The following is a 12093-nucleotide window of genomic DNA, read 5'->3' on the forward strand; positions in this document are numbered from 1 at the left end:
TGATTCCCGTAGATCAGGCGCCCCGAGGCGCAAACATGATGATGGCCATGCCGACAAGCGCGACTGCCGAACCCAGCAGGTCCCAGCCGGTAGGCCGGATGCCGTCCACAAGCCATAGCCAGATGATGGCCGCGCCGATGTAGACGCCGCCGTAGGCTGCATACACCCGTCCCGCTGACGTCGGATGCAGCGAAAGCAGCCAGGCGAAGAGCACCAGCGATGCCGCCGCAGGCACCAGCAGCCAGACGCTTTTGCCTTGTCTCAGCCACAGGTAGGGCAGGTAGCAACCGACGATCTCCGCCAGCGCAGTGAGTGCGAACAAACCAAAGGTTTTCAGCATGTGCTTGGGTCGCCGAACTGAGCGAGCCAGGAGACATGAGCGGGATGTTGAATGGCTTTGGGTCGAAGCGCCTGTACCCGTTGTATGGCGGCCTCCCGAGCAAGACCCAGTTCTATCAGGATGCGTGCGGCGATCAGTCCGGTGCGCCCGGAGCCGCCCTTGCAGTGGATTGCCAGCATGCCGCTACCGACTAGCAGCGAGAGGATCTGCTCGCGTTGGCGGACCCACGCGGCGTCGAAGTCGTCCAGCGGAACCTGCTCATCAGCAACAGGCAGGTGCAGCCACTCTAGGCCATATTTGGCGCACTGTTCGCCAAGGTCGGAGGCCTGATTGGCGGCCAGTTCGGCGTCCGGCATCAAGGTGATGAGGGCATTCGCGCCCGCCGTTTTCAGTGTGGCCAGCGCCTCGTCAATGCTCGTGCCTCTTGTGCCCGGGCACGGGGTGAAGATCAGGTGGCCCGGAGCTTGTGGAATATCCAGTACATCGTAGGGGTGCGGCATGGTCATCTCTCCTTCGATTCAGATCGAGCGCTGGTTGACCCGCGCCGACAGTGCCGCTGCCGATTCCTTGCGCTCCGAATAACGATCAACCAGATAACTGCCACGCCCGCGCATCAACAAGGTGAACTTGACCAGCTCCTCCATCACATCCACGACCCGGTCATAAAAGGCCGAAGGCTTCATCCGGCCAGCTTCGTCGAATTCCAGAAAGGCCTTGGGTACCGAGGACTGGTTGGGGATGGTGACCATGCGCATCCAGCGTCCCAGCACGCGCATCTGGTTGACCGCGTTGAAGGACTGCGAGCCGCCGCACACCTGCATCAGCGCCAGCGTCTTGCCCTGGGTCGGCCGCACCGCGCCCATGCTCAACGGAACCCAGTCGATCTGCGCCTTGAACACCGCGCTCATGGCACCGTGACGTTCCGGCGAGCACCACACCTGTCCCTCAGACCAGATCACCAGATCGCGCAGCTCCTGCACTTTCGGATGAGACTCGGGCGCATCGTCCGGCAACGGCAGCCCGGAAGGGTCGAAGATCCTGGTTTCGCAGCCCAGTTCTTCCAGCAGGCGCGCGGCTTCCTGACTCATCAAGCGGCTGAACGAGCGTTCGCGGTTCGAGCCGTAGAGCAGCAGGATGCGGGGTTTGTGTTCCAGATCATCCGGCAGGGCAAGCTTGTCCAGAGTCGGCACGTCGAGCAATTCCGGGTCGATATTGGGCAGGGTGTCGTTCATGTGATCTCGCAAGGCGCCGATGCGCGCCATTGATGTTCATGTGGGCAGCGTCGAGCTGGTCGAACGGCCGGCTGTCAGCCACAGACCGAGGCCCGTTCGGGTCGGTCACGCATACGCTTCAGCCGCTCGGCATCCGGGCTCAACCACCTTTTGTTGGCGGCCAGCACAAGGGTGAGCATGTCGTGAACCCAGTCCGGCAAATGGGGATGCAGGCGGTAATACACCCACTGCCCCTGGCGCCGGTCTTCGAGGATCGCGCAGCTTCGCAGCTGGGAAAGATGCCGCGATACCTTGGGTTGGCTTTGCTCGAGCGCAGTGGTCAGCTCGCAAACGCACAGCTCGCCTTCTCGGGCGATAAGCAGGGTCATGCGTGCCCGGGTTTCATCGGACAGGCATTTGAAGACGGCGTCGGGGGTTAGGTGTTCGATCATGGAAGCCTCTGCAAGAGAGACCGAATATATTGTTTAGCGTATATGCTGTAAAGCGAATACTATCCTGCAGAGGCCCTGCTAAATGGACGGATAAAGAACTCCGCCATCGGGGTTGCGAATCTAGATATCCGAAAAAAGACATATTTAGGCAGGTCTGATGACGACAGATGATGCAGCCTTGAGCAGCCCGGACGTGATCGTGATTGGCGGCGGCCAATCGGCATTGGTGACCGCCTATTTCCTGAGACGGACGAAGCGTTCCTACCTGATTCTTGACGATCAGGAGCACGCGGGCGGCGCCTGGCAGCACGGGTGGGAATCGCTCAAGCTCTTTTCCCCGGCTGCCTGGAGCTCCATTGCCGGTTGGCCGATGCCAAGCTCCCATAGCGCTACGCCGACCCGTCAGGAGGTGATCGATTACCTGACGCGTTACGAGCAGCGGTACCAGTTTCCCATCGTGCGCCCAGTGCATGTCAGCTCGGTTACAGCGAATGACCGTCATTTTGAGGTCCGCGCAGGGGAGCGCTCGTGGCGTTGCCGTGCGCTGGTCAGCGCGACGGGGACCTGGGCGCAACCCTATGTGCCAGAGCTTCCAGGTCGCGAGTTATTTCAGGGTCTTCAGCTCCATTCGGCACACTACCTAGATGCAGCGCCATTTGCCGGCAAGCGTGTGCTGGTGATCGGCGGCGGGAATTCCGGTGCGCAGATCCTCGCCGAGCTATCGGATGTTGCCCAAACGACATGGGTGACCGAAAAAGAGCCCGCATTTCTGCCGGACGATGTCGATGGCCGCGTGCTGTTCGAGCGCGCCACCGAACGCTGGAAGGCCATGCAGGAGGGCAGAACCATTGAGCAGCCGGCCGGTGGAATCGGCGACATCGTCATGGTGGATACGGTGAAGGACGCCCGCACGCGCGGTGTTCTGAATGCCCGACGACCCTTTGTGCGCTTCACTGAAAACGGTGTCGAGTGGGATGACGGACAACTCGAAGCGGTAGACGTAGTGATCTGGTGTACGGGTTTCAGGCCCGCGCTGGGTCATCTAAAGGGCCTTGGCGTTATCGAGCCGGATGGAAAAGTAGCGGTGGAGAACGGGCGATCGGTTAAACAGCCCAACCTATGGCTGATGGGCTATGGCGACTGGACCGGCCCGGCGTCGGCCACACTGATCGGCGTGACCCGTTATGCGCGCAACGCGGTCGAGCAGATCGACCGCATGTTGTCCGAGTCATCGGCCAGCACCAGGCAACCCAACCCCAATTGAGATAAAGAGAAGCTCCATGTCGACCCAATGCGAAACCCTTGGCAAGAAAGCTGCCGGCGCGCCGATCGGTTTCTTCGAACGCTACCTGACCCTCTGGGTCTTTCTCTGCATCATCGCCGGGACGCTCATTGGCCTGTTTTCCCCGGAGGCTGCCCAAACAGTCGGTGCGATGGAGCTGGCGAAGGTGAACATCCCGGTGGGCCTGCTGATCTGGGTGATGATCATCCCGATGCTGATGAAGATCGACTTCAGCTCGCTGAACGAAGTCTTCGCGCACCGTGCCGGCATGGGGGTCACCCTGGTCGTGAACTGGGCCATCAAGCCCTTCACCATGGCTTTTCTCGCCTGGCTGTTTCTCCGGCATGTGTTCGCGGGCTGGCTGCCGGCCGATCAGATCGACAGCTACGTGGCCGGGCTGATCCTGCTTGGCGCGGCGCCTTGCACCGCCATGGTGTTCGTCTGGAGCAATCTGTGTAACGGCAACGCCAACTTCACCCTGACCCAGGTGGCAGTGAACGATCTGGTGATGGTCTTCGCCTTTGCACCCATCGTGGCCTTACTGCTGGGCGTCTCATCAATCCCCGTGCCGTGGGACACACTCATCCTCTCGGTGGTGATGTACATAGTCATCCCGCTGACCATCGCCCAGTTCATCCGTCACCGCCTGCGCAAGCGTGGCGAGGAACGCTTTCAGGCGGCGCTGGCACGCATCCAGCCGTTCTCGATCATTGCGCTGCTGGCTACGCTGGTGCTGCTGTTTTCGTTCCAGGGCGAGGCCATTGTCGAACAGCCGCTGGTGATCGCCATGCTGGCCGTGCCGATCCTGCTGCAGACGCTTTTCATCGCGGCGCTCGGCTACTGGCTCAACCGAAAGTTGAAGGTGCGTCATGACATCGCCGGCCCATCGGCAATGATCGGTGCGTCCAACTTCTTCGAACTCGCTGTGGCTGTGGCCATCGTGCTCTATGGTTTCAATTCGGGCGCCGCGCTGGCCACGGTGGTGGGTGTGCTCATAGAGGTGCCGGTCATGCTCTGGCTGGTTCGGACGGTGAACAAGAGCCGCGGCTGGTACGAGCAAGCGTTACCGAGCCACTGATGCCGGTGCAGCATGTCGCTCAGCGTCTCTGAAACAGCTTCTGACGGCATGCCTGCGGGTGCAAATTCCGACCGTTTCTGCTTTGATGGTTTGCACGACACGTCGGGCTTCGTGCCCGTCCAAAAACTTGATGCGAAAGTGGGAACAGTTCTGGAAAACCTTACTCGAGACGCGCTTGAGGCCGAGGTCATACGCCTGCGCATGGCATTGAACGAGGCCGGGATCAACGCGGACCACCCAGCCGCTTACCCGCTTCAACCCAATGGTCAGCCGCTGAGCGGTGATGCAGGTCTTGCAACATGTCCCCCGGTCCCGGTCGCGCCCACGTTGGCCGAAGCGTTGAGGGCCAGCCAGGCAGCATTAGCCGTCAACCAGTCACGCCAGCGCGCCATCCTCGACAGCATCGATCTCGCCATCATTCTTACCGACCCCTTCGGCATCATCACTGACTGGAGCTTGGGAGCTGAGCACGTGCTGGGCTGGACTGCTGCGGAGATACACGGCGAGCACATCTCGGCGATCTTCACTGCGGTGGATCGGGCCCGCGGGCGAATCGACGAAGACATGCAGCATGCGATGCAGACGGGACAGACCACCGATGAGTGCTGGCATCTTCGCCGTGATGGGCAGCAGTTCTGGGCGTCGGGCAAGATGTCCGCGCTCCATGATGAAGACGGCACGCACCTCGGCTTTCTGAAAATCCTGCGCGATCACACCAATGCCCAGCAGGCGGGGCGCGCCGTGCAGGAATCCCAACAGCGCTATCGATTGGCCGCGAACGCTACCAACGATGCCGTCTGGGACTGGGACCTCAGCAACAATCAGGTGCTCTGGAACGACGCTCTGCAACAGGCCTACGGTCATACCCCGGAGACGGTCGATAGCACCGGAAGCTGGTGGATTGACCACATACACCCCGACGACCGTGCCCGCATCGACAGCTCCATTCATGCCGTAATCGATGGAACGGGCGTCACCTGGAGCGACGAATACCGCTTCCGCCGCGCTGATGGCTCCTACGCTGATGTGCTGGACCGCGGGCAGGTAATCCGCGATGCCGAGGGCCGCGCGGAGCGCATGATCGGAGCGATGCTCGACCTGACCCGAATGCGCGCCGCTGAGACCGCGCTGCGCCAGAGCGAAGAGCGTTTCAGAACCGTCCTGGAAACGGTTGACGCGGCATTCGCCATCGTTCAGGTGAAATTCGATGGTGATGACCGGCCTGTGGATTACCGCTTCGTCGAAGCCAATCCGGCTTTCGAGCGGCAAACGGGGGTCGATCTGCGCGGCAAGTGGGTGACCGAATTTGCGCCGGATCTCGAGCAGTTCTGGTTCGAGACCTACGGTCATGTCGCCAAGACCGGCGAGGCGGCCAACTTCGAGAACTACGCCCAGGCGTTCGGACGTTGGTTCGACGTCCGGGCGGTACGGGTCGGCGAGCCTGCCGACCGCCAGATCGCAATTCTTTTCAATGACGTTACCCAAAGGCGGGAAGCCGAGGAGCGACTGCGCGTTAGTGAAGCGCTTGCGCGCGAAAACGTCGATCGCGTGCAGCTGGCCCTCGCTGCCGGCGCCATCATCGGTACGTGGAACTGGGACCTGCCCACTGATCGGTTTACGGTCGATGAGGGCTTCGCCTATGCATTCGGCCTTGACCCGGCTCTTGGCCGCGACGGGCTCAGCCTCGAACAGGTGGTCCAAACCGTTCACCCCGAGGACAGAGCAGGGTTGACGGCCGCGATCAGCGAAGTCATCTCACGCGGTGGCGCCTATGCCCACCAGTATCGGGTTCGACGCGCGGACGGAAAGTACTACTGGATCGAGGCAAACGGTCGCGTCAACCTTACCGACGATGGCACTGCGCTGAGCTTTCCTGGCGTGCTTATCGACGTCGAGCATCGCCGTTCCATCGAGGCTGAGCGTGATCGGGCCACGGCGGCCCTGCGAGCGTTGAACGAGACTCTGGAGCAGCGCGTGGCCGAGCGAACGGCCGAATTGATCCAGGCCGAGGAGAAGCTGCGCCAATCCCAGAAGATGGAAGCAGTCGGCCAACTGACCGGAGGGCTCGCGCATGATTTCAACAACCTGCTCGCAGGTATTTCCGGTGCGTTGGAACTGATCAACACGCGGATCGCTCAGCGGCGTCTCGATGACATCGACAAGTACATGGTTGCCGCCCAGGGGGCAGCCAAGCGCGCCGCGGCCCTCACGCACCGGCTGCTGGCATTCTCGCGGCGTCAGACCCTGGACCCGCGCCCCATTGACGTGAACATGCTGGTCGAGGGCATGACCGAACTGATCCAGCGCACGGTCGGCCCAAGCATCCGGGTCGAAACCCTGAGCGCGAAGGATCCATGGCCGGCGTCCGTTGATGCCAGTCAGCTGGAAAATGCGATTCTCAACCTTTGCATCAACTCGCGTGATGCCATGCCGGACGGCGGGCAGATCACCATCGAGACGTCCAACCGCTGCCTGGACCGCGACGCCGCCCGGACCTACGATCTCCCCGAAGGACAGTACCTGTGCCTGTGCGTAACGGATACCGGCACCGGCATGACGCCCAACATCATCGCCAAAGCTTTCGATCCCTTCTTCACCACCAAACCCATCGGGCAGGGCACGGGCCTTGGCCTCTCGATGATCTATGGTTTCGCCAAACAGTCTGGCGGGCAAGTGCGCATAAACTCGGAGGTGGGGAAGGGCACCGCGATGTACATCTATCTGCCCCGGTACCACGGCACTGCCGCCATCGGCGTAACGGACCCGGATCAATCGACCGCGGCGCCCGCGGAGGCCAGCGGCACCATTCTGATCGTGGACGATGAGCCCTCGGTGCGCCTGCTGCTGATGGACGCTTTGGGCGATCTTGGCTTCTCGCTGATCGAAGCCGCGGACAGCCTGAGCGGGCTGAAGGTGCTGCAGTCGGATGTCAGCATCGACCTTCTCATCACCGATGTCGGGCTCCCCGGCGGAATGAACGGACGGCAGATGGCGGACGCGGGACGGGAAGTCAGGCCGAACCTGAAGACGCTGTTCATCACCGGCTATGCGGAAAACGCCGTGCTCGGCAACAGCTCCCTTGGGCCTGGCATGCAGGTGCTGACCAAGCCGTTCGCGATAGACACCTTGACCGCCCGAGTTCTGGAGTTGCTGAACAAATAGGGCGGGGTTAGGCGGCAGCTGGTATCAGCTGCCTGACATTCCTTAAGGCGGCTCCCGGCGATTGCAATGTATTCGCTGTCCGAGATCCAGTAGGGGCGAACTTGTTCGCCCGCAGCCGACGGTGTAGCGCGGCGAATGGACAATGGAGATGACCGTGTATGTCTCGGGGAGCTTTGGGCGAATGAATTCGCCCCTACAGGTAAGCTTCTCAACCCGAGACATTCGTTAAGGCAGCGCCCCGGCAATTGCAATGTATTTGCCGTCTGAGATCCATGTAGGGGCGAACTTGTTCGCCCGCAGCCTACGGCGGAGCGCGGCGCATGGACAATGGAGATGACCGTCAATGTCTCGGGGAGCTTTGGGCAGATAAATTCGCCCCTACAGGTGAGCTTCTCAACCCGAGACACTCCTTAAGGCGGCGCCCCGGTGATTGCAGAGTATTCGCCGTTTGAGATTCATGTAGGGGCGAACGTGTTCGCCCGCAGCCGACGGCGGAGCGCGGCGCATGGACAATGGAGATGACCGTCAACGGCGCGGGGAGCTCTGGGCGAATAAATTCGCCCCTACAGGTGGGCTTCTCAACCCGAGACATTCCTTAAGGCAACGCCCCGGCTATTCCAACGTATTCGCCGTCTGAGATTCATGTAGGGGGAACTTGTTCGCCCGCAGCCCACGGCGGCGCGGCGCATGGACAATGGAGACGACCGTGTATGTCTCGGGGAGCTTTGGGCAGATAAATTCGCCCCTACAGGTGGGCTTCTCAATCCGAGACATTTCTTAAGGCACCGCCCCGGCCATTCCAACGTATTCGCCGTCTGAGATCCATGCAGGGGCGAACTTTTTCGTCCTCAGCCTACGGCGGCGCGGCGCATGGATAATGGAGATGACCGTGTATGTCTCGGGGAGCTCTAAGCAGATAAATTCGCCTCTACGGGTGAGCTTCTCATCCGAGACATTCCTCAAGGCAGCACCCCGGCAATTGCAATGTATTCGCCGTTTGAGATCCATGTAGGGGCGAACTTGTTCGCCCGCAGCCTACGGCGCAGCTCGGGGCATGGACAATGGAGATGACCGTAAACGTCTCGGGGAGCTTTGGGCGAATAAATTCGCCCCTACAGGTGGGCTTCTCAACCCGAGACACTCCCTGAGGCAGCGCCGCGGCAATCGCTACGTATTGGCCGTCTGAGATCCATGTAGGGGCGAACGTGTTCGCCCGCAGCCTACGGCGGAGCGCGGCGCATGGAAAATGGAGACGACCGCCAATGTCTCAGGGAGCTTTGGGCGAATAAATTCGCCCCTACAGGTGGGCTTCTCAATCCGAGACATTCCTTAAGGCACCGCCCCGGCCATTCCAACGTATTCGCCGTGAGATCCATGTAGGGGCCAACTTTTTCGCCCTCAGCCTACGGCGGCGCGGCGCATGGACAATGGAGATGACCGTAACGTCGCGGGGAGCTTTGGGCGAATAAATTCGCCCCTACAGGTGGCTTCTCAACCCGTGGTTCCAATCAGCTCGAACAGCTCGACCCGCAACATGGAGCCGGCTCGCCCTTGGCCTATTCCTCGGAGCGTCCTGTGGAGTCACGATCCTGCTCGTACTGCTTCAAAAGAGGAAACGACGGCAGCCATGACTCGCGCCGGCTGACCCAGCACTCATATGTCGGCATTAGCTGATCCGGTGCATCCAGTGATCCCAGATGCACTTCGATTTCATCTGCCGAGCGCGCGAATACGGACGAACCGCAACGGGGACAGAAGTGCCGTCCAGCGTAGTCCCGTGTTTCGCCTTCTACGGTCACCGCATCCTGCGCAAACACCGCAGCGGCGAAGAAGAGGGCGCCGTGGTGCTTCCGACAGTCCAGGCAATGGCAAAGCCCAACCCGATACGGGCGCCCCGTCGCCACGATTTGCACGTCACCGCACAGGCAACCGCCAGTAAAACGATCCATGCTCATCTCCAAGCCGAGATTTAAAAGCGGATCAGCGACCTGCCGCATGACCTCGCACCCATGAGTATCGAATCCATTCTGGAAATCTGCATTAAAGTTGCCACGTTGAATCCAACAGCAGCGAAGAGCGCACTATGTTCAAAGCCGAAAATGCTGCTGGATGCCCTGTGCCAACAGGTCGAGCGCTTCATTAGCCTGTGCCGAGGCGGCGCGTATGAACATCACTTCGTGTTCGGCTACAGCAGGCAATCCATCGAGTATCCGCATGTCCTCGGTGACACGGCCCCGGTCAAGCAGACTGATCGCCAGTCCGGCTTCCACGCACGCTCTGACGGCCTGGCTGGACGGGCTGTCGAGCACCACGCGCCATCTGCGACCTTCTCGCTTCAACGACTCCATCATTGCGTGTCGATATGGGCAATCTGCGGCGTATAACGCCAGCGGAAGCGGGTCATCCCATGCGGGCGCGCCCGTGGCAGCACCCACCCACACCGGAATGGTAGACGTCAGGAGCTGGGCCCCGTCCGCTTGCTGCCCTTTAGGCTGAGTAATCAGGGCGGCGTGCAGCTTTCCGCGCTGCACCTCCTCACGCAGCGAATAGCTGGGCGCCGTTTTCACCTCAAGCACCACGTTAGGCCAAGCCGCGGCAAATATCGGCAGGATGTCGCGGATGACGTGAGCGGCGTAGTCGTCAGGTATCCCCAATTTGATGCGCCCGGCCAGACGCGTGCCGTGCAGCTCGGCCAGCACCCGATCATGTGTTTGCAGCAAATCCCTGGTCGACGCCAGCAACCGCTTGCCGAGCGGGGTAAGTGAGACCGACTGGTTATCCCGATCCAGCAAGCGCCCATTGGCCACTGCTTCGAGCCGCTGGATATGCACGCTGATGGCCGCCGGGCTTTTATGAAGGTGCTCAGCGGCGGCCTTGAACTTGCCGATGCGAGCGACAGCATGAAAGGTGCGGACCAGCTCAATATCCAAAATGGAACTCATGGTTTAATAAATCCGAATAAGTGCTGAATCATATTTTGATTTATTAGATTAGACCGGTTCCTTAGTCTGGGTCCATGAACCAGACCATCAGCACCACCTCACCGAACCACGACGCCACCTCCAACTGGCTTGGACGGATGCCCTTGCCGCTGCTCGAAGCAGCATTGGTCATCTGCTGGAGCTCGGGCTTTATCGGGGCACGATTCTCCATCGACTACGCACCGGCAATGCTTGTGGTGTTCTGGCGCTGTGTGCTCGTGTCCTTGATTCTCCTACCCTTCGTGATCAAAGCACTTCGGCGCGCAACACTCGGCGTGCTGCTGGAAAACACAGGCATCGGGCTACTGGCGATGGCGGGCTATGTCTACGGCGTGACCCTGGGTATTGAGGAAGGCGTACCGGCGGGCCTCGCGGCTTTGCTGGCAGACCTGCTGCCGATCGGCATGGCATTGCTGTCCACGGTCGTTCTGCGCCAACGACTGGCAAGCCGGGTCTGGCTGGGGCTTGCGGTTGGGCTGGCCAGCGTTCTGCTGGTCACACACGACGCGCTGGCGTGGGGCAGGGCGCCGCTATGGTCTTACGGCCTGCCGCTGTTAGGCATGTTGTCGCTCGCCATCGCAACCCTATGGCGCAGGCAACGGCCGCATACAGCCAACGCATTAGGCTTGCTGCCTAACCTGTGGCTGCAATGCTGCATCTCCGGGATCGCCTTCGCCGCTATTGCCGGCACCGAAGGCAGTCTCCTACCCATCGCCAGCACGGGTTTCGCCCTGAGCGTCCTATGGACTGCCGGGCTGGCGACGCTGGGTGGCTACGGGCTTTACTGGCTATGCCTGAAACGCTCATCACCAACCCGAGTCGCCAGCGTGCTGTACCTCAGCCCTGCCGTAACCCTGCTCTGGGCATGGGCCATGTTCGATGAGCCATTGTCCTGGCTTATGGTCCTGGGCACGGCAGTGTCTGCGGCAGGCATCTGGATGGTCGTGCGCGCTGACGATGAATCGGCGACCCACTGAGCCGATAGGTTTCATTCGGTGTAAGCGGTCATCGGACTAGCCGCTACGACTAGCGAGCGCACCGCCCTCAACGAGCAGCGGGTGATACTGACAAGCCATTCCAGCTTTGAACGTTGATACCCATCAAGCTTCAGTAACCCAGACAAACCACCCGATAGACGTGCCTGCCGCGCATCACGTAATGTCCGGCCACACGCATCACGCCAACATCCGAAGCGCCACCGCACAGTGGTGCATAACATTCTTATCCGGTCATGGAACCGCTGGGGCATGCGGTTTAGATAGGGGTAACCCTGATGCCACGGAATGTTATACACCACGCCCGTCCGGCGTCTTATACACCACTTGGTGTCTAATTATAGTTATGTTTAAACCAAGCCATGCAGGCAAGACCTGAAAATGACACCGGAATATAGAATTGAAGCGGAAAGGCAGATTACGTCCTACCTGCAAAGTAATGATGTTGTAAATATAAAATACATGCAGGTTGAGCAAACCTACAATGATCTTGGCGTCGAAATCAACGTTTGGAACGTGAGAGCAGAAGGTGGCAACTGGTGGGTTGTGGAAGGAGAAGGCGCACCAATGAATCTGTACACCCAAGATACCT

Annotated in this window: 10 protein-coding genes and 1 pseudogene; 5 read left to right on the forward strand and 6 right to left on the reverse strand. The window is 60.4% G+C overall.

The genetic code is table 11. The features are described from left to right. Positions 1-13 precede the first annotated feature (13 nt). The 4 genes from NA619_RS20990 to NA619_RS21005 all read right to left on the reverse strand — a co-directional run bounded on the left by NA619_RS20990 (position 14) and on the right by NA619_RS21005 (position 2003). Positions 14-340, reverse strand: coding sequence for a YnfA family protein (locus tag NA619_RS20990; protein ID WP_255963753.1), 327 nt, complete (start codon positions 338-340; stop codon positions 14-16). Then, a complete protein-coding gene (locus NA619_RS20995; RefSeq protein WP_255963754.1) occupies positions 334-840 on the reverse strand; it encodes a protein phosphatase in 507 nt (168 codons plus the stop codon). Before NA619_RS20995 ends, NA619_RS20990 begins: the two co-directional genes overlap by 7 nt. An 18-nt stretch (positions 841-858) precedes the next feature. Then, positions 859-1572 (reverse strand): arsenical resistance protein ArsH, encoded by a 714-nt coding sequence (gene arsH, locus NA619_RS21000; protein ID WP_255963755.1) that lies wholly within the window; start codon positions 1570-1572, stop codon positions 859-861. 74 nt (positions 1573-1646) lie between these two features. Continuing rightward, positions 1647-2003, reverse strand: a complete 357-nt coding sequence (locus NA619_RS21005) for a metalloregulator ArsR/SmtB family transcription factor (RefSeq protein ID WP_255963756.1) — start codon at positions 2001-2003, stop codon at positions 1647-1649. A gap of 157 nt (positions 2004-2160) precedes the next feature. Between NA619_RS21005 and NA619_RS21010 the strand changes: the two genes are divergently transcribed. The 3 genes from NA619_RS21010 to NA619_RS21020 all read left to right on the forward strand — a co-directional run bounded on the left by NA619_RS21010 (position 2161) and on the right by NA619_RS21020 (position 7525). After that, a complete protein-coding gene (locus tag NA619_RS21010) occupies positions 2161-3267 on the forward strand; it encodes an ArsO family NAD(P)H-dependent flavin-containing monooxygenase (RefSeq protein WP_255963757.1) in 1107 nt (368 codons plus the stop codon). Between the two features lie 16 nt (positions 3268-3283). After that, the gene (arsB, locus tag NA619_RS21015) at positions 3284-4363 is read left to right on the forward strand and encodes an ACR3 family arsenite efflux transporter (protein WP_255963758.1); all 1080 of its coding nucleotides are present in this window, start codon (positions 3284-3286) and stop codon (positions 4361-4363) included. 201 nt (positions 4364-4564) lie between these two features. Continuing rightward, positions 4565-7525: a PAS domain S-box protein gene (locus NA619_RS21020; RefSeq protein WP_272891865.1), complete on the forward strand. Its 2961-nt coding sequence runs from the start codon at positions 4565-4567 to the stop codon at positions 7523-7525. A 1556-nt stretch (positions 7526-9081) separates the two neighbouring features. Here the strand turns inward: NA619_RS21020 and NA619_RS21025 are convergent. Beyond that, the gene (locus tag NA619_RS21025; protein ID WP_255963760.1) at positions 9082-9474 is read right to left on the reverse strand and encodes a GFA family protein; all 393 of its coding nucleotides are present in this window, start codon (positions 9472-9474) and stop codon (positions 9082-9084) included. Positions 9475-9612: 138 nt separating this feature from the next. Further along, positions 9613-10467 carry a LysR family transcriptional regulator gene (locus tag NA619_RS21030; RefSeq protein WP_255963761.1) on the reverse strand — a complete coding sequence of 285 codons (855 nt, stop codon included), beginning with the start codon at positions 10465-10467 and terminating at the stop codon, positions 9613-9615. A gap of 74 nt (positions 10468-10541) precedes the next feature. Here NA619_RS21030 and NA619_RS21035 point away from each other — a divergent pair, with 74 nt between their 5' ends. Both NA619_RS21035 and NA619_RS21040 read left to right on the forward strand, forming a co-directional pair. After that, positions 10542-11483, forward strand: a complete 942-nt coding sequence (locus tag NA619_RS21035; protein ID WP_255963762.1) for a DMT family transporter — start codon at positions 10542-10544, stop codon at positions 11481-11483. Positions 11484-11882: 399 nt separating this feature from the next. Then, positions 11883-12093: pseudogene (locus tag NA619_RS21040) on the forward strand (hypothetical protein); the annotation flags it as partial.

This window comes from Stutzerimonas stutzeri, assembly GCF_024448895.1.
In the GTDB taxonomy this organism is placed as follows: domain Bacteria; phylum Pseudomonadota; class Gammaproteobacteria; order Pseudomonadales; family Pseudomonadaceae; genus Stutzerimonas; species Stutzerimonas stutzeri_Q.